Source organism: Bradyrhizobium sp., from assembly GCF_027307225.1.
GTDB lineage: Bacteria > Pseudomonadota > Alphaproteobacteria > Rhizobiales > Xanthobacteraceae > Bradyrhizobium.
Genome location: NZ_DAHUXJ010000098.1, coordinates 17,576 through 36,739 on the forward strand (window position 1 = coordinate 17,576; position 19,164 = coordinate 36,739).

Here is a 19,164-nt window from a genome sequence, read left to right on the forward strand (position 1 = left end):
TTTCTTATGTCTTCGAACTCAGCCGCTTCACGACCTCGTCGAGCTGATCGAGATCGCGGTAGCGAATGTGGACAAAACCGCCGGAATTGCGGTGATCGATGCTGACGGCAAGACCGAGCGCGTCGCTGACGGTCTTTTCCAGCGAGACCGTGTTGGGATCCTTGGTCTTGCCGCCCCTCGCCTTTTGCGGCTTGCGCTCCGGCACACCTTCGGTATGGGCCAGCGCCTCGGCCTGGCGCACGTTGAGACCTTCCTCGACGATGCGCTTGGCGGCGGCGACAGGATCCGGCACGCCAATCAGCGCACGGGCATGGCCCGCCGATAGCTTGCCAGCCGCGATATAGGCCTGGACCTCGGCCGGCAGCTTTGTCAGCCGCATCATATTGGCGATGTGGCTGCGGCTCTTGCCGACGATTTTCGCGATGTCTTCCTGGCTGCGCTTGAAATCGTCGGCGAGCGCGTGATAGCCCTGCGCTTCCTCCATCGCATTGAGATCTTCGCGCTGCACGTTCTCGACGATGGCGATCTCAAGCGCGTCCGAATCGCTGACATCGACCGGCACGATCGGCACTTCGTGCAAGCCGGCAGCCTGCGAGGCACGCCAGCGGCGCTCGCCGGCGATGATCTCGAAGCGATCCTGGGCGCCGCGCACCGGCCGCACCACGATCGGCTGAATCACGCCGTGCTGCTTGATCGAATCAGCAAGTTCCTTGAGCTCGGCATCGGGAAATTCCCGGCGCGGGTTGCGCGGATTGGGTTTGAGGAATTCGATCGGCACCTTGCGCTGCGCGCGCGGCCGCTCTACATGCGCGGCTTCTCCGCCAACGTCGCCGATCAGACTTGCAAGACCGCGCCCCAGTCGCGAACGAGCTTCGTCCGCCATCGCCAACTCCCTTGGATTCAACTCAACCACTCCCGTTCGTACTCGGACCTGACCGAGTTCAATGCGTGCGCAGTTCGCGCTCGCGCTGAATGACTTCCGTGGCGAGCTTCAGATACGCGTCGCTGCCGACGCATTTGAGGTCATAAACCAGCACCGGCTTGCCGTATGACGGCGCCTCGGAGATGCGCACGTTGCGCGGGATCATGGTGTTGTAGACTTTGCTGCCCATGAACTGCCGGACGTCGGCGACCACCTGGTTCGACAGGTTGTTGCGCGAGTCGAACATCGTCAGCACGATGCCGTGGATCGACAGATTCGGATTGAGCGTCGAACGCACCTGCTCGACGGTCTGCAGCAATTGCGACAGACCTTCGAGCGCAAAGAACTCGCACTGTAGCGGCACCAGGATCGCATCCGACGCGGCCATCGCATTGACGGTGAGCAGGTTGAGCGAGGGCGGACAATCGATCAGCACGTAGGTGTAGTCCGCATCCGGCAAGGCGTTGTGATTGAGCGCAGCGATCGCATCGCGCAGGCGGAAGGCGCGGCCCTGGGTGTGGCCGAGCTCGAGTTCGAGCCCCGACAGGTCCATCGTCGACGGCGCGATGTGCAAACGCGGTACCGCCGTCGCCACCACCGCTTCGCGCAACGGCGCTTCACCGATCAGCACGTCGTAGGTTGAGCAGCTGCGATTGCGGCGGTCGATCCCGAGCCCGGTCGACGCGTTGCCCTGCGGATCGAGATCGACAATCAGCACCCGCTCGCCAATTGCCGCGAGCGCGGTACCGAGATTGATTGCGGTCGTGGTCTTGCCCACGCCGCCTTTTTGATTGGCCAGCGACAAAATCCGCGGATGGCCGAGCTGGGGTTCCGGGGTATCCATTTGAAACTCTTGATCTATTTCGCTCATCGCGGGCTACCATCGACGCTGGGAGACGGGTTGCGGCGCTCGATCCAGTCGAGTTCGACGATCCAGCCGTGTCCCCCGGTAAGGCTGGAATGAAGGCGCGGCTCAATTTTCCAATACTTAGTAGCTTCGGTCAATTCTGCTTCTACATCTTGACCCTTTAAAAACAGCGCTTTCGCGCCCCTTTTGATTAGGGGTTCTGCAAAGGCCATCAATTGCTGTAGCGGAGCAACCGCGCGGGCGGTGACGCAATCGAGCGGGCCAGCGAGCCTATCCACAGTATCCTTGATATCCGCATGATGGATGACCGCGGCGGCTCCGGTCACCCGCAACGCCTCGCGCAAAAAGCCCGCCTTCTTGCCATTGCGTTCGACCAGATGAACCACCGCGCCCGGCCTATCGGCCAGCGCGCAGGCGAGCACCAGACCGGGAAAGCCGCCGCCGCTGCCGAAGTCGACCCAGGTCTTGGCGCCAGGCGCCAGCGCCAGGAGCTGCAACGAATCGGAAACGTGCCGGCTCCAAAGCGTCGGCAGCGTGGAGGGCGAGACCAGATTGGTTTTGGCCTGCCACGTTTGCAGCAGCGCGACATATCGATCGAGCCGGATCTCTGTTTCACGTGAAACAGGCGTGAGAGCCAAAGCCGTCGCACGGTCGGCGACAAGGCGCTGCTCCAGCGAGCTTTCCGTCGAAGGTTTCGGACGTGGGGCGGCAGCCCTCATGGCGAATCGCTTTGTTTCACGTGAAACAGGGTAGCGTTTTCGAGCGAAGTGGATACCGGTTCGCGTGAAGAAAACGCGTCAAACAAAATTCAGAAGCGCGCTTGGCCGCCTGCGGCCGAGATTCTCGTTTTCCGTCTGGCTTCCCGCCGGAGGTAGGCCGCGAGAATGCCGAGTGCGGCCGGGGTCACGCCGTCCAACCGGCCAGCCTGCCCGACGGTGTGCGGTTGCGCTGCCTTGAGTTTGGTGCGGGCTTCATTGGATAGGCCCGGCACGTCATCAAAGTCGACGCTGGATAGAACCAGACCCTCATCGCGGCGGAAGGCTTCGACATCCGCCTCCTGGCGCTTCAAATAGACGTGGTATTTGGCATCGATCTCGAGATGGACAGCGATGGTCGGGTCAACGGCCGATAGCTCCGGCCAAATGGTGCGGACCTGCTCCCAGCCGACTTCGGGATAAGCGAGCAGCTCAAAGGCCGAGCGGCGTTGGCCGTCGCGGTTCAGCGAAAGCCCGTATCGGGCGGCTTCATTCGGTGTCACCGTCACCGACTGCGCCCTCGCCTTCGCGGCATCCAGAGCCGCCATTTTGGCGCGGTGCCGTTGGGATCTCGGCGGCCCGACACATCCGAGCGCGAGGCCTTTGTCGGTAAGCCGCTGATCGGCGTTGTCGGCGCGGAGTGTCAGGCGATACTCGGCGCGCGAAGTGAACATCCGATAGGGCTCGGTAATCCCGCGCGTCACCAGATCGTCGATCATGACGCCGAGATAGCCGTCGGCGCGATCGAACACGACCTGCCGAGAACCGCCGGCCGAAAGCGCCGCGTTGAGACCGGCCACCAGGCCCTGGGCCGCGGCCTCTTCGTAGCCCGTGGTGCCGTTGATCTGACCGGCGAGGAATAGTCCCGAAAGCCGTTTGGCCTCCAGCGACGGGTCGAGTTCGCGTGGATCGACATGATCGTATTCGATCGCATAACCAGGACGGACCATCCGGACTCGCTCGAGCCCCGGGATCGAGGCCAGGATGCCGAGCTGGACCTCCTCCGGAAGTGATGTCGAAATGCCGTTGGGATAAACCGTGGTGTCGTCGAGGCCCTCGGGTTCCAGGAAGATCTGATGCCCATCCCGGTCGCCGAAGCGGACGATCTTGTCCTCGATCGAGGGGCAATAGCGCGGGCCGGAGCTTTTGATCTGGCCGGAATACATCGGCGAACGATGGACATTGGCCCGGATCAACTCGTGGGTTGCCGCGGTCGTGCGGGTGATACCGCACTGGATCTGAGGCGTCGTGATCCGGTCAGTCAGGACCGAAAACGGCTCGGGCGGATCGTCGCCCGGCTGCATCTCGACCGCGGACCAGTCGATCGTGGCGCCGTCCAGCCGCGGCGGTGTGCCGGTCTTCAACCGCCCCAGCGTAAAGCCGATCCGCTCAAACGACGAGGAGAGACCGAGCGCCGGCGCTTCGCCGACTCGGCCAGCGGGCCAATTCTTCTCGCCGAGGTGGATGAGGCCTCGGAGAAAGGTCCCGGTCGTTACGACGACAGCGCCCGCACCGAGCTCGCTGCCATCGGCGAGTTTGATGCCTCGCAACCGACCCTCCGAGAGCAGAAGCTCATCGGCTTCGCTTTCGATGACGCTCAGATTGGCAGTTTCGCTGATCGCGGCCTGCACCGCTGCCGCGTAGAGTTTGCGGTCCGCCTGGGCGCGGGGTCCGCGAACTGCCGGACCCTTGCGGCGATTGAGGACACGAAACTGGATACCGCCGGCGTCGGCGGCGCGGCCCATCAGGCCGTCCAGCGCATCGACCTCGCGAACGAGGTGCCCCTTGCCCAAGCCGCCGATGGCCGGATTGCAGGACATCGCACCGATCGTTGAAAAGCGATGCGTCACTAGTGCTGTTCGCGCGCCCAACCGCGCGGCAGCGCTCGCGGCCTCGCAGCCGGCATGGCCGCCCCCGACAACGATGACGTCAAAGGATTCAGGTCGGGAAATCATGCCGCGTCTTCTATACCGCGGGCGTCAAACCCGAAAGTGGCAAAGCGGAGCTAGTGTCCCGATTCCGAAGTTCGTCGCATTTTGCGGAGCCACGTTTCGAACTTCGGAATCGAAAGGACACTAGCCAACCTATTGTTCTAGTGTGGCTTTGGTTCAGAAGTCCGCACCACGAACCCGCGGCACAAATGGATGCGGACTTCTGAACCGCCACACTAGCCCAAACGCAAGCCCGTTTCACGTGAAACAGGGGCGTAACAAAGAACTGAACAAAAGTTCACTATTTCCCGACGCAGAATTCCCGGAAAATCTTGTCCAGAATGTCCTCGACATCGACGCGCCCGAGCAGCCGGCCCAACGCATGAGCCGCGACCCGCAACTCTTCCGCGGCCAATTCGTCGCCAGCTACCGCAACCGCCAGACAGCGTCGCAACGCGTCAACCGTTTCACGCAACAATTCCCGCTGCCGCTCGCGGCCGATCAGACCGTCTTCAGCGGACCCAAAATAATTTCGCGCAAACGCTGTGATTGCCGCGACCAATTCGGGAATGCCAACGCCCTTGCGCGCGGAAATTTTGAAAGCCGTCGCTCTCCCCTGCCCTGGACTGACCCGGGTCCCTGCCCGTTCATTGGCCGAGTCGAGATCGATCTTGTTGCGAACCGTCCACAACGCCGCCGCTGCGGCATCGGGCTTCTGCTTGCTTCGCTCGTGGTCGGCATCCGTCACCCACAAAACGAGGTCAGCTTCGGCTGCGCGCGATCGCGCACGACGCACGCCCTCCTGTTCGACGGGATCGTCCGTATCGCGAATGCCAGCCGTGTCGATCATCGTCACCGGATAGCCGTCGAGATCGAATTCAACCTCGATCACGTCGCGCGTGGTTCCGGCGTGCGGTGAGACGATCGCCACGTCGCGCCGCGCCAGCAGGTTGATCAGTGTCGATTTGCCGACGTTCGGCGGACCCGAGATCGCAACGATCAGGCCGTCGCGCAGCCGTTCACTGCGCCCCTGCCCCGCAAGCACTTCCTCGATCTCGGCAAGCAACGATTTGATTCTCGCCAAGGCCGGCGCAATCAGTTCCGTGGGCACATCGCCTTCATCGGAGAAATCGATTCCGGCTTCGATCAAAGCCGCCGCTTCGATGACGCGCGCTCGCCAATCGCGCGCTTTGTCGCCCAACAGTCCCTGCAACTGGCGCAAGGCCTGCCGCCGTTGCCGGTCCGTGTCGGCATGAATCAAATCGTCCAGCGCTTCGGCTTCGGTGAGATCGATCTTGCCGTTTTCGAATCCGCGGCGGGTGAACTCGCCGGGCTCGGCCGCGCGAATGTTCTCCTGGGCCGTGAGCGCGGCAAACAGCGCGGCCTGCACTGCGCGTCCGCCGTGAATATGAAACTCGGCGACGTCTTCTCCCGTCGCGCTCGCGGGCCCCGGAAACCACAGCACGATCGCATCGTCGATCTCGCGTCCCTCGCCGTCTCGCAGCAGCACGCGCGCGGCGCGCCGAGGTTCGACCGTCCTGCCCGCCAGGGCCTTGAGCGCAGGACCCGCTTGCGGACCCGACACCCGCACGACCGCAATGGCGCTCGGAGGCCGGCCCGATGACAGCGCAAAAATGGTCTGATCGCGTGGGTGCATGCCCTATTTGGTCGCGGGTCGTTGAAAAGGCAATGCAATATGAGCCGATCTTGGAGGCGGCTCTTAAATGCTGCGGCTCCGGTCGCAGCAAATCTTGCAGCAAAAAGGCGCCCCTGCTCGCGCAAGGACGCCTGAAGCTGAGCCAATGGCCGAGTGCTCAATGGCTGAGTGCTTTACGTATTCATGGACTCGAAGAACTCCGAGTTGTTCTTGGTGTTGCGGAGCTTGTCGAGCAGGAAGTCGATCGCATCCATCGTGCCCATCGGATTGAGGATCCGCCGCAGCACGTACATCTTCTTCAAGACCTGCGGGTCGGTGATCAACTCTTCCTTACGGGTGCCGGAGCGCGAGATGTCGATCGCCGGGAAGGTTCGCTTGTCGGACACCTTGCGGTCAAGAATCAGTTCGGAGTTACCCGTGCCCTTGAATTCTTCGAAGATCACTTCGTCCATACGGCTGCCGGTATCGACCAACGCGGTCGCGATGATCGTCAGCGAACCGCCCTCTTCGATGTTACGCGCGGCGCCGAAGAACCGCTTCGGCCGTTGCAGCGCGTTGGCGTCGACGCCGCCGGTCAGCACCTTGCCGGATGACGGCACCACGGTGTTGTAGGCGCGACCAAGACGTGTGATCGAATCAAGCAGGATCACGACATCTCGGCCGTGCTCGACCAGGCGCTTGGCTTTCTCGATCACCATCTCGGCGACCTGGACGTGACGCACCGCCGGTTCATCGAACGTGGATGAAACCACTTCGCCCTTTACCGAACGCTGCATATCCGTGACTTCTTCCGGACGTTCGTCGATCAGAAGCACGATCAGATAGCATTCGGGATGATTGGCCGTGATCGAATGGGCGATGTTCTGCATCAACACCGTCTTGCCGGTGCGCGGCGGCGCCACGATCAAGGCGCGCTGGCCTTTGCCGATTGGCGCCACGATATCGATCACGCGCGCAGAAAGGTCTTTTCTTGTAGGGTCTTCGAGCTCGAGGCGGAAACGCTCGTCCGGAAACAGCGGCGTCAAATTGTCGAAATTGACCTTGTGCTTGGACTTTTCCGGATCTTCGAAATTCAGCGTGTTGACCTTGAGCAGCGCAAAGTAGCGTTCGCCTTCCTTCGGGCTGCGAATGTGGCCTTCGATGGTATCGCCGGTACGAAGGCCGAAGCGGCGAATCTGCGACGGCGAAACGTAGATATCGTCGGGGCCGGGCAGGTAGTTGGCATCCGGCGAGCGCAGGAAGCCGAAGCCGTCGGAGAGAACCTCGACGACGCCTTCGCCGATAATGTCGATTTCCTGGATCGCAAGCTGCTTGAGAATGGCAAACATCAGCTCCTGCTTGCGCATCGTGCTGGCGTTTTCGACCCCCTTTTCCTCCGCGAAGGCGACAAGTTCCGCCGGCGTCTGGGTTTTGAGGTCTTGGAGTTTGATTTCCCGCATTGGGGTGGTCCTGTGGAGTGCTTAAGAGGGGGAGGGTGCGAGGCGGCTTCTTGGAGTGCGGAGCCTGAAGTCAGGAAGGTCCGCAGGTCTGAGCAAGGAAAGGGCTGGGAAGGCCTCAAACCTGATGCAGCGGCCGGTCCAACAAGGAAACCGGGACGCAATCACATCCGCCTGCGTAGGGTGGGAATTCGGCCAATATAGAAAATCGCCTGACCTTCCGCAAGACGGCGTCATGGCGCAGCGATGGCATCTAAAACGGCTTGACGATCACCAAAATGACGATTCCGATCATCAGGATTGTTGGTATCTCATTGATTATACGATAAAATCTCTGTGAGAGATGATTTCGGTCCGCTGCGAAATCCTTGACCCAGCGGACAAAAAGGCCGTGGACCCCGGAGAGCACCAGCACCAGAAAGAGTTTTCCGTAGATCCACCAGCTGGTGAAAAGCCAATGCCCCGACCAGACGAGGTAAATCCCAGCCAGCCAGGTCACCATCATCGCCGGATTGATGATTGCTTTCAGCAATCGCCGTTCCATCACCTTGAAGGTCTCGGACTGCTTTGAGCCGACCTCGGCCTCGCAGTGATAGACGAACAGACGCGGCAGATAGAGCATGCCGGCCATCCAGGAGATAACCGCAATGACGTGCAGCGCCTTGATCCACTCGTACACCGGTCTCGCCTTTGTCGGAACGCATGAAACGTGATGAAGCTCGCCACGGATAGATCATTTCAGGCCGCGAGTCCTGTTTCTCTCAACACGGTGAGACTTATCCGTGAAGAGCCCTTATCTAAACTAATAATTCTAGAATCTTAAGGTTTGAGTCTGAGTGACCGTGGATTGGACTCACCCAACGACATCCGCTCGCTTCCGAGACTTTACTCACATCTATCGACAATTCCCGCACGGTTCGTGTCGATTGCCGTTATGCGAGCGGTTTCAATTCCTTGGACATTCAGCTAGTCAGTTTATGAAGAGACAAATCCACAAAACCCCACTAACGTTGTCGCGCCGGAACGGAATTATCCTCACGGGGAGCCTTGTGAAGAAAAAAGCCGGTTATCCCTGATCGGATGACGGGACCGGCTTTTTCTCGGATTGGCTCCACAAGGATTCACAGACCACACAGGCTTTTTCGTGTCCACGACCAGCAACTATTTTCACCTGCATCTGATATCGGACTCGACCGGCGAGACCTTGATCACCGTGGCGCGCGCCGTCGCCGCCCAATACACCAACGTGATACCCGTCGAGCATGTCTACCCGCTGGTTCGCAGCCAGAAGCAGCTCGATCGCGTGCTGACCGAAATCGAGGAAGCGCCCGGCATCGTACTATTCACGTTGCTGGAAAAAGATCTCGTCTCGAAACTTCAAACGAAGTGCCAGGAAATAAATATTCCGAGTCTGTCGATCATCGGGCCGGTGATGCAATTGTTCCAGGCCTATCTCGGCGCGCCGACGTCGGGCCGGGTAGGGGCCCAGCACACGCTGAATGCCGAATATTTCAAGCGGATCGATGCGCTGAACTACACGATGCTGCACGACGACGGTCAGCATGTCGAAGGTCTCGACGAGGCGGACGTGATTCTGGTCGGTGTGTCCCGCACCTCGAAAACGCCGACCTCGATCTATCTCGCCAACCGCGGCATCCGCACCGCCAATGTGCCGTTGGTGCAGGGCATTCCGATTCCGCATCAGCTCGAAATCTTGACCAAGCCGCTGGTCGTCAGTCTGCATGCGACGCCCGAACGTCTCATCCAGGTCAGGCAGAACCGGCTACTGAGCATGGGTGACCGTGACAACGACACTTACATCGACCGCCAGGCCGTGGCGGATGAAGTTGCCTTTGCGCGGCGGCTGTGCGCCAAGTTCAATTGGGCGCAGCTCGACGTCACCCGCCGCTCGATCGAGGAAACCGCGGCCGCCGTCATGAAACTCTTTAGTGATCGGCAGCGGCAACGGCTTCCCGAATGACGCTGTGGCGCGGAAAAGAGCCGTTGCTGTTGGCCTCGCAGAGCAAGGCGAGACAGATCCTGCTTGCCAATGCCGGCATCGCCTTCGAAAGCGATCCGGCCGACATCGATGAACGCGCGATCCAGAAATCATCGGGCCTGTCGGACCCCGGCGGGATCGCAAACCTGCTGGCCCGCGAGAAAGCCCGTGCCGTCTCAGTGAGGCGACAAGGACACTACGTCATCGGCGCCGATCAGACGCTGGCGCTCGGAATGCGAACTTTCAACAAGCCGGCGGGCAGGACACAGGCGGTCGAACAGTTACGCGCGCTTTCCGGACAGCGCCATGAGCTTCATGCCGCGGTCGCGGTCGCGCGTGACGGAAAGCTGTTATACGATCACGTCTCGGTCGCGCGCATGACCATGCGTCAGCTCGACGATGCCCAGATCGAGGCCTATCTGGTGGAAGCAGGTCACGCCGTGACGTCCAGCGTCGGTGCCTATCAACTTGAAGGGCTCGGTGTTCATCTGTTCGAGCAGATCGAGGGCGACCACTTCACCATTCTCGGTTTGCCGTTGTTGCCGCTGTTTGCATTTCTGCGCGGCGAACGCTTGTTAGGCGTTTGAACATGATCGTCCTTGGATTGACCGGTTCGATCGGGATGGGAAAGTCGACCACCGCGAATTTGTTCGCGGAAGCGGGCGTGCCCGTCTATGACGCGGACGCCGCTGTTCATCGGCTTTACGAAGGCGAAGCCGTCGCCGCCATCGAGGCGGCGTTTCCCGGCACGACGGCAAATGGAAAGGTCGATCGCAACAGGCTTTCAGCCCGCGTGGTGCACGATTCCGCTGCGATGAGGCGGCTCGAGGAAATCGTTCACCCGATGCTTGGCGCGTCGCGACATCGATTTCTTCAAGATGCCGAACAATCCGGCGCGCCGGTCGCGGTGGTCGATGTGCCCTTGCTGTTTGAGACCGGTGGCGAAAAGCGCGTCGATGCCGTGGTCGTGGTGACGACGAGCGCGGAACTTCAGCGCGAGCGAATTCTCACCCGCCCCAATATGACCGAGGAAAAACTCGACGCTATTCTGGCGCGGCAAATGCCGGATGCCGAAAAAAGAAAGCGGGCGCATTTCGTGGTGGATACCTCGCACGGTCTTGATCCCGTCAGGCTGCGAATTCGCGACATTCTGGCTGAGGCTGCTAAATTGCCCCCCCGGCGATCCTGATTCGCCCGTCCTCGGCGGTCTTTTTCATGCGCGAAATCGTTCTCGATACTGAGACCACTGGCCTTGATCCCCTGCGGGGCGACCGGCTGGTCGAAATCGGCTGCGTCGAGATTTTCAACCGCATGCCGACGGGGCAAACCTTTCACCGCTACTTCAATCCCGAGCGGGCCATGCCGGCGGAAGCCTTTGCCGTGCACGGGCTTTCAACCGAATTTCTCGCCGCCAAACCGCTGTTTGTGGAGGAGGTCGACGAGTTCCTGGCGTTCATCGGCGATGCGCCGCTGGTGATCCACAACGCCTCGTTCGACATCAGCTTCATCAATGCGGAACTCGACCGGATCAAGCGGCCGGCGCTCTCCAGGGATCGCCTGGTCGATACGCTGCTCCTGGCGCGGCGCAAGCATCCCGGCGTCTCCAACCGCCTCGACGATCTTTGCTCGCGTTATCAGATCGACAATTCACGGCGCACCAAACACGGCGCGCTGCTCGATGCTGAGCTTCTGGCCGAGGTCTACATCGATCTGATCGGCGCGCGGCAGTCGCAACTCGTTCTGGCGTCCGAGTCGCGCGAGGTTCGTGTCTCCGGCGTTGGCGACATGCCGCGGCGACAGCGGGAAACTCCGCTCGCGCCCCGCGTCACCGAGGCCGACCGCGCTGCACATCGCGAGTTTGTTCTGACGCTTGGCGACAAGCCGGTCTGGAACGATTTCCTGCCGGCTGCCGCCGTTTAGGACAAAATCAGCTCGGCTTCACTTGGGCGGCTTGCATCTGCGCCGCTTGCCGTTCCATGTTCTGGCGATACAGCCCGACGAAGTCGACCGGATCCAGCATCAACGGCGGGAAGCCGCCATCGCGAACCGCAGTTGCGATAATCTCGCGAGCGAACGGAAACAGCAGACGCGGGCATTCGATCATGATCAGCGGATGCAGGTTTTCCTTCGGCACGTTGAGGATCCGGAACACGCCGGCATAGATGAGCTCGAAGCTGAACATCACTTTGCCGTTGCTTTCGGCCTTGCCTTCGACCGATAGCGCGACCTCGTAATCGTTCTCGGCCACATTGCCGGCGTTGACGTTGATCTGGATGTTGATCGCGGGCTGCTGCTGTTGCGCTCCAAGGGACGCCGGCGCATTCGGGTTTTCGAACGACAGATCCTTGGTGTACTGCGCCAACACGTTCAGCTGCGGAGGAAGCGCTGCCTCGGGAGGCGTACCATTGCCGTTGGTCATACGATTCTCTCCTGGAACGGTTTGGCGAACGGAGCCATTTGTCGCATCCGAATGCGCCTGAAAGGGAAGCAAAAGGCCTTGTCGGGGCGAGTGGCTATCATAGCCCAACCTCTTTCCACAAGGACGACCGTCAGAGCGGATCGCAGCGGGAGGCCTATTTGATCAATTGCGAACCGGGGAGGGAACGAGAAGTTCCTCTAAATAATTGAATATGCGCGATTTATGGCCATCGTGGGGTTTCCCCTCGCGTTTGAAACGCGCTAGAATTCGCGCGTGGCAGCCGGACAGGGCCCGGGACCGGTTGGTGCGTGATTCTGCGGCATGCTTGCCGGCAGGTGCCATTGGCCAGCCTCGGTTTCATGCTTACATGCGGCGGGCTGATCGATGATGTAATGTCTGCCCCCTGACAACGGGGACGCTCTACCGCCGGGTCCACTGCCGGCGCCTAGAACCAGAAAGCGAATTCGACGTGGATATTTATACGATCATCTTCCTGGCGCTGGCCGTGTTCATTTTCCTCCGCTTGCGCAATGTGCTCGGGCAGCGCACCGGCAGTGAGCGGCCGCCATACGATCGCGCGGCGCGCAACGTCGTGCAGGGTGCGCCGGACAGCAACGTCGTTCCGATACCTGGAACCGTGATCGACCAGGCGCCGATGGCGCCGGCACCCGACGTTGTCCCGCCCGTGGATCGCTGGAAGGGCATTGCCGAAGCGGGAACGGCGCTCGCCCAAGGTCTCGATGGGCTCGTTGCACAGGATTCGTCGTTTGACCCGCGTCATTTCCTGAGCGGCGCACGAAGCGCCTACGAAATGATCGTGCTGGCATTCGCCAACGGTGACCGCCGCTCGCTGAAAGACCTGCTCTCGACCGAGGTCTATGACAGCTTTGACGCCGCGATCAAGGAGCGGGAGCGGCAAGAGCGCAAGACCGAGACGCGGTTTGTTTCGATCGACAAGGCTGAAATTGTCGGGGCAGAGGCGCGCGAGCGCAACGCGCAGCTGACGGTTCGCTTTGTCTCGCAAATGATCTCGGTTACCCGTGACAAGGCCGGCGCGATTGTTGACGGCAACCCGGACAAGGTCGCCGATATCACCGACGTCTGGACATTCGCCCGCGACCCGACCTCGCGCGATCCGAACTGGAAGCTGGTTGGCACCGGTAGCGCGCACTAATCGTGGGCGGCGCATTGCCGCCGCGCTCGGTGTGATCGTTCTGGCACTGGTGGTTGTCCCGCTTGGCGCCATGGCTGCACGCAAACTGCGTACAACGTTCGCGGCGCGCAAGCATTCGGAAGCTCCGGCTCCTCGTCAGATTCCCTATCCACGTCTTGAATGGCCGATCGTGATCCATGGCGGCCAATACATTCCGCTCGCCTGGAAGGATATCGCCGGCTGGGCGTCGGACGACCACGCGCAGGCTTACAAAGCCTTTCGCGTCAGCTGTACTTCCATAGCTGCGCAACAAAATCCGCCCGATGATTCCAAAGCGCTCGGCGCCTCGCTGCGCGAACCGTGCCGCCTTGCGAAAGCGCGCGCGATTACCGATGACGCCACGGCGCGCGCTTTTTTCGAGGAGAATTTCGTTCCGCTGCAAATATCGCGGCTTGGCGAGGATGCGGGCTTTGTAACGGGCTATTACGAGCCGATCCTCGAGGGCTCGCGGACCCGGACCGATGTCTTCAACGTGCCGGTCTATCGCCGGCCCTCCAACTTGTTTGTCCGGGGCTTCACGCAGGATTCTCCCAGCCTGCCCAACAAGGGCCCGGTATATCGCAAGATCGGCCGGCGCAAGCTTGTGCCCTATTATGATCGCGCCCAGATCGAAGATGGCGCGATTGCCGGCCGGGGCCTCGAAATCTGCTGGCTCAAGGATCAGACCGATCTTCTGTTTGCACAGATCCAGGGGTCGGCGCGGATACGTCTTCAGGACGGCTCGACCATCCGCATCAACTACGATGCACATAACGGCTATCCCTATACGGCCGTCGGCCGCATCCTGATCGAGCGCGGCATCATTCCAAGAGAACAGATGTCGATGCAGAAGATCAGGGAGTGGATGGAGCAAAATCCCGACGGGGCGAATGAAGTCCGACGGCAAAACCGCGCCTACGTGTTCTTTCGTCAAGTGCCGCTCTCCGACAAGGACGAACCAGTGGGCGCGCAAGGCGTGCCGCTGACGCCGGGCCGGTCGATTGCGGTCGACAACTCGCTTCACGTCTACGGCACGCTGTTCTTCATCGAAGGCGAGCTGCCGATCGAATCGCCGCAAGCGAAAACGCCGTTCCGGCGGCTGATGGTCGCACAGGACACCGGCTCGGCCATCACCGGTCCTGCGCGCGCCGACATTTATTATGGGGCCGGCGCGGAAGCGGGACGCATATCCGGCCGTTTCCGTCACAACATGCGCTTTGTCATGCTGGTGCCGAAGCGCGTCGATCCTGTCGAGCGCGGCCGCAAGATGCCGCTGCCGGACCCGCGGCCTTCCGAGAAAATCGCAAAGCTGTTTCCACAAACCGATCCTTTAAAAGACAAGCCGAACGAACCGGCGGGTGGCGTCAAGCCATCGGCGGCTCCAGCCACCTCAGCCCAAGTGACGGAGAAAGTGCCGCTGCCGCAGGCGCGGCCGGTGACCAAGCCTGGCCGCACGGGTCTTCGTCTTCGCCGCTTTATCCGCCACCGCGGGGGCTAGTGCTCCGATTCCGAAGTTCGTATCATATTGCGGCTCTACGTTTACGAACTTCGGAATCAAAGGAGCTCTAGCCAATTATGTGATTCTAGTGGTTGCGGATTTGACATTCGCTACCCGCCTGACCACAAACTCCTACGGGTATGTTGGAATCGGACCACTCAAACATGAAGCGACCGCCTCCGATTCTGGATCCGCCGCGCCGCAGGCGAGCCCTGAGCGACGAAGAGCATGCGCTGTGGGACAGCGTTGCCAGGCAGATCAAGCCGCTGCGAAAGAAGCACCGCGCAATAACTGCGCTAGCGTCGCCGCCATCGGTGGAGGCGCGGGCTGCCGCCAAGATCGCGGTTCGTCCGAAGCCTGCTCCCGCCGCTACGCCGCAGCCGAAAAAATCCGCGACACCGCCGCTCGTGCCGCTCGGCCGGCGCGAGCGATCACAGCTGTCGAAGGGCAGGAAGGAGATCGAAGCTCGTCTCGACCTGCACGGCATGACCCAGGTGCGGGCGCATCGCGCATTGTCCGCCTTTCTGCACCGTGCGCATGGCGACGGGCTGACCTTCGTGCTCGTTATCACCGGCAAAGGCAAGGTCGGCGCCGAATCCGAAGGTGGCGTGCTTCGGCGCCAGGTACCGCAATGGCTGAGCCAGCCGGATTTTCGCACGCTGGTCGTCGGCTTTGAAGAAGCCCATATCGGCCACGGTGGCGCGGGCGCACTCTATGTTCGGATCCGCCGCTCGCGCTTTACATAGCGTTTTCGAGCGAAGCATTCCCTCGGACTTGATCCGTGGGTGGATTCCGGTTGGCGTGAAGAAAACGCGTCAAAATAAAAAAGTCAGAATGGCCGGATCACGCCGACGCGCGGAATCAGCGTCACGATCCAGCCGGCGACGTTGGTCTTGCGGTCATCGCTGGCGATCGGCGGAACTGGTTTCAAAGACGGCAGCGTCTTGACAGCGTGGAGGATCAAGAACAGGCACACCACCCAGTTCGAGATCCATCGCGAATAATCAAACACCATCGCAAACATGACGAGATAGGCCGCGGTAACGCCAAGAATGCCCGCGACGACGATGTGGCGGTGGAAATCATCCGCCAGTGACCGAATTGAATCGGCAAAATATCGCCAGAGCGGCGTGTGCAGCCAGATCAGCAGCGCGAAAACAGGTACGCCGAGAATGTTCGACGGCATCCGTGCCCAAGTGTCGCCGATTTCCTTCACGAGCGGCTGGTACCAGATGTAACTGAAGCCGAGCAGATCGGTGCGGGCAGGGTCGGCCATTCGCGTCTTGAGATAGGCGACGAAGTCGGCTTCGGGGATCGGCATCGTCCCCCAGAATTGCAGGCCGAGAAACAGTGCGGCGAGCGCGAGAATTGAGATCGTGCCCACGACGAGGTTCGTGCGGTTGAACCCCATCGCCAGATAGTGCCGGAGCACGACGATCAGGGCGATGGTCGGCACATACATCAGGAGATGGATGTGGTGGATCAGGATCAGGACGGCCGAAAGGAAAGCCGCGAGCAGCACCAAGGCGATCCCATGCGCGGGAATCAACAACAGAATGATCGCAGCCAGACAGCCGTAGATGTCGAAGTGCCCGAGCGTGTGCATGAAATTCTTCAGGAAGAATGGCGAGCCGGCGATGAAGATAAAGAGCGGCATGTGGGCGTCGTCGAAGCCGAAGGTGCGCCGGAACAGCTTTGCAAATAGCGCGGCCGTCGCGACCCAGGCGGCGCCGCCGAGCGCGAACACCAGCCATACCGGCACTTTCGCGGTAAACAGCGCAACGATCGCGCCGATCAGCGCGCGTTTGACGAGCCCGAAATGATAGTCGACGAGTAGATGGATATAGGGGACGTAAGGCGGCAGCAGGATCTTGTGAATGAACACCCCGGCAATCACGGCGGCGTTGATGGTAACCATCACACGCCAGGGATTTTGCCGGGTGAACCAGTTCATTCGCAAGCGCTATAAAATGAATCGGCTCAGATCGGCATTCCTGGCGAGGTCGCCAACGTGCTTTTGAACATATTCGGCGTCGATCCGGATGGTTTCCCCGTGGCGATCCGGCGCGGCAAAGGAAATTTCGTCGAGCACGCGCTCCATCACGGTTTGCAGCCGCCGGGCGCCGATATTCTCCACGGTGGAATTGACGGCCACCGCGATATCGGCGAGCGCGTCGATCGCGCCGTCAGCGATATCGAGCGTGACGCCCTCGGTCTGCATCAACGCAATGTATTGCTTGATCAGCGATGCTTCCGGCTCGGTCAGAATGCGCCGCATGTCGTCCCGGGTGAGCGCTGCCAGCTCGACGCGGATCGGCAACCGTCCCTGCAATTCCGGCAACAGGTCCGACGGCTTGGCGATGTGGAATGCGCCGGAAGCGATGAAGAGGATGTGATCGGTTTTCACCGCGCCGTGCTTGGTCGATACCGTGGTGCCTTCGATCAGCGGCAGCAGGTCGCGCTGCACGCCCTCGCGCGAAACCTCGCCGCCGACGCGCCCGTCGCGCACACAGATCTTGTCGATCTCGTCGAGGAACACAATACCGTTGTTCTCGACCGCTGCGATTGCCTCAAGCACGAGCTGGTCGTTGTCGAGCAGCTTGTCGGCCTCTTCATTGACGAGGATTTCGTGCGAGCCTTCGACCGTTAGTCGGCGCGTCTTGGTGCGACCGCCCATCTTGCCGAAGATATCGCCGAGCGAAATCGCGCCCATCTGCGCGCCGGGCATGCCCGGAATCTCGAACATCGGCATTCCACCGGACGCCTGCGTCTCGATCTCGATTTCCTTGTCGTTGAGTTCGCCGGCACGCAGTTTCCGGCGGAAGGAGTCGCGCGTCGCGGCGCTGGAATTGGCGCCAACCAGCGCGTCGAGCACGCGATCTTCGGCGGCGAGTTGGGCGCGGGCCTGAACGTCCTTGCGCTTGCGCTCGCGGGTTTGCGAAATGGCTACCTCGACAAGATCGCGCACGATCTGCTCGACGTCGCGGCCGACATAGCCGACTTCGGTGAACTTGGTGGCCTCGACCTTGATGAACGGCGCGCCGGCGAGCTTTGCCAGCCTTCGTGCGATTTCGGTTTTGCCGACGCCGGTCGGCCCGATCATCAGAATATTTTTCGGCAGCACTTCCTCGCGCAAGCCGTCAGCGAGCTGCAGACGACGCCATCGATTGCGCAAGGCAATCGATACCGCACGCTTGGCATCGGTCTGGCCGACGATGAAGCGGTCGAGTTCGGAAACGATTTCGCGGGGAGAAAAGTCGGTCATGGTTTCTAGCTAAGTCTAAATGCGGGTCAGAACAAGCGGCGATTTGAAACGATGGCGGTCAAGAATCGCGGATCATCAACAACGCCGCTCCGTCGGGTGTTTCGACAAGGCGATCACGGTGAAATCCGGCTTTTTCATAGGCCTGGATTGCGCGCGCATTGTCCGGATCCGGATCGGTGACGACACGCGGCGCTCCGGCAGCCAGCAAGCGATCGGCAAAGGCACGGACGAAGGCTGAGCCATGGCCGCGCCCGACCATATCGGCCTCGCCGATGAACTGATCGAGCCCTCGGGTGCCATCGGGTTGGGAACCGAAACCGCAATCCCAGACGCTCAAATTGTAGCACTGCAAATAAGCGAACTCCTGTCCGTCGGCGGCCACGATGAACTGCGCCATATCCGGATGATCGAGATCGCCGCTGACGAGTTCGAATTGCTCGGCGGGATCGTGCCACCATTCGCGGACATGCTGCGTCTCTAGCCAGCGCTTGATTGTCGGCAGATCGTCTGCCGACATCGGGCGGAAAACGTAAGCGGTCATGCTAACCTGCTTGCAGGGTCTCAATCGTGACGTTGCGATTGGTGTAGACGCAAATGTCCGCCGCAATATCGAGCGACCGGCGCACGATCGTCTCGGCATCCTTGTCGGTGTCGACGAGCGCACGTGCCGCGGCCAGCGCATAATTGCCGCCCGAGCCGATCGCCATCACGCCGCCTTCCGGCTCGAGCACGTCGCCGGTCCCGGTCAGAACCAGCGAGACCTCCTTGTCGGCGACGATCATCATCGCCTCGAGCCGCCGCAGATAGCGGTCGGTCCGCCAGTCCTTGGCGAGTTCGACTGCCGCGCGGGTCAATTGGCCGGGATATTGCTCGAGCTTGGCTTCCAGCCGCTCGAACAGGGTGAAGGCATCGGCCGTGGCGCCTGCAAACCCGCCGATGACCTCGCCCTTGCCAAGCTTGCGGACCTTTTTGGCGTTGGATTTGATCACGGTCTGGCCGATCGAGACCTGGCCGTCGCCGCCGACCACGACCTTGCCGCCTTTGCGGACCGTTAAAATGGTGGTGCCGTGCCAAACCGGCATATCTGGGGCTGCTGAATGCATGGATTACCTCTAAACTTCGCCTGATTTAAGGGCAGGTCCGCGTGGTTACAACAAGGCACGTGCAACCAGGTGACCTCTGGCCTCCGCGAGGGACCGGATTTCGGTCACCATAGGTCGAA

At 61.0% G+C, this 19,164-nt stretch carries 19 protein-coding genes; 7 read left to right on the forward strand and 12 right to left on the reverse strand.

Going from position 1 to position 19,164, the window contains the following annotated elements:
- Positions 1-4 precede the first annotated feature (4 nt).
- The 7 genes from M6D32_RS17245 to hemJ all read right to left on the reverse strand — a co-directional run bounded on the left by M6D32_RS17245 (position 5) and on the right by hemJ (position 8,248).
- Positions 5-883 carry a ParB/RepB/Spo0J family partition protein gene (locus tag M6D32_RS17245; protein ID WP_298258339.1) on the reverse strand — a complete coding sequence of 293 codons (879 nt, stop codon included), beginning with the start codon at positions 881-883 and terminating at the stop codon, positions 5-7.
- Positions 884-941: 58 nt separating this feature from the next.
- Positions 942-1,793: a ParA family protein gene (locus tag M6D32_RS17250; RefSeq protein WP_298258341.1), complete on the reverse strand. Its 852-nt coding sequence runs from the start codon at positions 1,791-1,793 to the stop codon at positions 942-944.
- Positions 1,790-2,509: a 16S rRNA (guanine(527)-N(7))-methyltransferase RsmG gene (gene rsmG / locus M6D32_RS17255; protein ID WP_298258344.1), complete on the reverse strand. Its 720-nt coding sequence runs from the start codon at positions 2,507-2,509 to the stop codon at positions 1,790-1,792. The genes M6D32_RS17250 and rsmG overlap by 4 nt, the downstream gene beginning before the upstream one ends.
- Positions 2,510-2,598: 89 nt before the next feature.
- Entirely contained in the window at positions 2,599-4,500 is a 1,902-nt protein-coding gene (mnmG, locus tag M6D32_RS17260) for a tRNA uridine-5-carboxymethylaminomethyl(34) synthesis enzyme MnmG (RefSeq protein ID WP_298258346.1), read from the reverse strand.
- A 277-nt stretch (positions 4,501-4,777) separates the two neighbouring features.
- Complete coding sequence (gene mnmE, locus M6D32_RS17265) at positions 4,778-6,133, reverse strand: tRNA uridine-5-carboxymethylaminomethyl(34) synthesis GTPase MnmE (RefSeq protein WP_298258347.1); 1,356 nt, start codon at positions 6,131-6,133, stop codon at positions 4,778-4,780.
- A 173-nt stretch (positions 6,134-6,306) separates the two neighbouring features.
- On the reverse strand, positions 6,307-7,572 hold the full coding sequence (gene rho, locus M6D32_RS17270; protein WP_298258348.1) for a transcription termination factor Rho: 1,266 nt from the start codon (positions 7,570-7,572) through the stop codon (positions 6,307-6,309).
- A gap of 250 nt (positions 7,573-7,822) precedes the next feature.
- A complete protein-coding gene (gene hemJ, locus M6D32_RS17275; RefSeq protein WP_298258349.1) occupies positions 7,823-8,248 on the reverse strand; it encodes a protoporphyrinogen oxidase HemJ in 426 nt (141 codons plus the stop codon).
- A 465-nt stretch (positions 8,249-8,713) separates the two neighbouring features.
- Between hemJ and M6D32_RS17280 the strand changes: the two genes are divergently transcribed.
- From M6D32_RS17280 to dnaQ, 4 genes are read left to right on the forward strand one after another with little or no spacing between them, the layout of a single operon-like run.
- Positions 8,714-9,550, forward strand: a complete 837-nt coding sequence (locus tag M6D32_RS17280; RefSeq protein ID WP_298258351.1) for a pyruvate, water dikinase regulatory protein — start codon at positions 8,714-8,716, stop codon at positions 9,548-9,550.
- Positions 9,547-10,155, forward strand: a complete 609-nt coding sequence (locus M6D32_RS17285; protein WP_298258353.1) for a Maf family nucleotide pyrophosphatase — start codon at positions 9,547-9,549, stop codon at positions 10,153-10,155. The genes M6D32_RS17280 and M6D32_RS17285 overlap by 4 nt, the downstream gene beginning before the upstream one ends.
- A gap of 2 nt (positions 10,156-10,157) precedes the next feature.
- Positions 10,158-10,757: a dephospho-CoA kinase gene (gene coaE / locus M6D32_RS17290; protein ID WP_298258355.1), complete on the forward strand. Its 600-nt coding sequence runs from the start codon at positions 10,158-10,160 to the stop codon at positions 10,755-10,757.
- Between the two features lie 26 nt (positions 10,758-10,783).
- Positions 10,784-11,488 (forward strand): DNA polymerase III subunit epsilon, encoded by a 705-nt coding sequence (gene dnaQ, locus M6D32_RS17295; RefSeq protein WP_298258357.1) that lies wholly within the window; start codon positions 10,784-10,786, stop codon positions 11,486-11,488.
- 7 nt (positions 11,489-11,495) lie between these two features.
- On the opposite strand, the gene secB is transcribed toward dnaQ, so the two are convergent.
- The gene (gene secB / locus M6D32_RS17300; RefSeq protein ID WP_298258358.1) at positions 11,496-11,987 is read right to left on the reverse strand and encodes a protein-export chaperone SecB; all 492 of its coding nucleotides are present in this window, start codon (positions 11,985-11,987) and stop codon (positions 11,496-11,498) included.
- Positions 11,988-12,456: 469 nt separating this feature from the next.
- Here secB and M6D32_RS17305 point away from each other — a divergent pair, with 469 nt between their 5' ends.
- The 3 genes from M6D32_RS17305 (at position 12,457) to M6D32_RS17315 (ending at position 15,423) form a co-directional block, all read left to right on the forward strand.
- On the forward strand, positions 12,457-13,161 hold the full coding sequence (locus M6D32_RS17305) for a Tim44/TimA family putative adaptor protein (RefSeq protein ID WP_298258359.1): 705 nt from the start codon (positions 12,457-12,459) through the stop codon (positions 13,159-13,161).
- 70 nt (positions 13,162-13,231) lie between these two features.
- Positions 13,232-14,677, forward strand: coding sequence for an MltA domain-containing protein (locus M6D32_RS17310; protein ID WP_298258388.1), 1,446 nt, complete (start codon positions 13,232-13,234; stop codon positions 14,675-14,677).
- Between the two features lie 164 nt (positions 14,678-14,841).
- The gene (locus tag M6D32_RS17315) at positions 14,842-15,423 is read left to right on the forward strand and encodes a Smr/MutS family protein (protein ID WP_298258360.1); all 582 of its coding nucleotides are present in this window, start codon (positions 14,842-14,844) and stop codon (positions 15,421-15,423) included.
- Positions 15,424-15,506: 83 nt separating this feature from the next.
- Here M6D32_RS17315 and M6D32_RS17320 read toward each other — a convergent pair whose 3' ends face one another.
- The 4 genes from M6D32_RS17320 to hslV are packed head-to-tail and all read right to left on the reverse strand — an operon-like array spanning position 15,507 to position 19,045.
- Positions 15,507-16,631, reverse strand: coding sequence for a hypothetical protein (locus M6D32_RS17320; RefSeq protein ID WP_298258362.1), 1,125 nt, complete (start codon positions 16,629-16,631; stop codon positions 15,507-15,509).
- Positions 16,632-16,640: 9 nt separating this feature from the next.
- On the reverse strand, positions 16,641-17,942 hold the full coding sequence (gene hslU, locus M6D32_RS17325) for an ATP-dependent protease ATPase subunit HslU (RefSeq protein WP_298258364.1): 1,302 nt from the start codon (positions 17,940-17,942) through the stop codon (positions 16,641-16,643).
- A gap of 58 nt (positions 17,943-18,000) precedes the next feature.
- Complete coding sequence (locus M6D32_RS17330; protein ID WP_298258366.1) at positions 18,001-18,483, reverse strand: GNAT family N-acetyltransferase; 483 nt, start codon at positions 18,481-18,483, stop codon at positions 18,001-18,003.
- A 1-nt stretch (position 18,484) separates the two neighbouring features.
- Positions 18,485-19,045, reverse strand: a complete 561-nt coding sequence (hslV, locus tag M6D32_RS17335) for an ATP-dependent protease subunit HslV (protein ID WP_298258368.1) — start codon at positions 19,043-19,045, stop codon at positions 18,485-18,487.
- Positions 19,046-19,164: the final 119 nt, after the last annotated feature.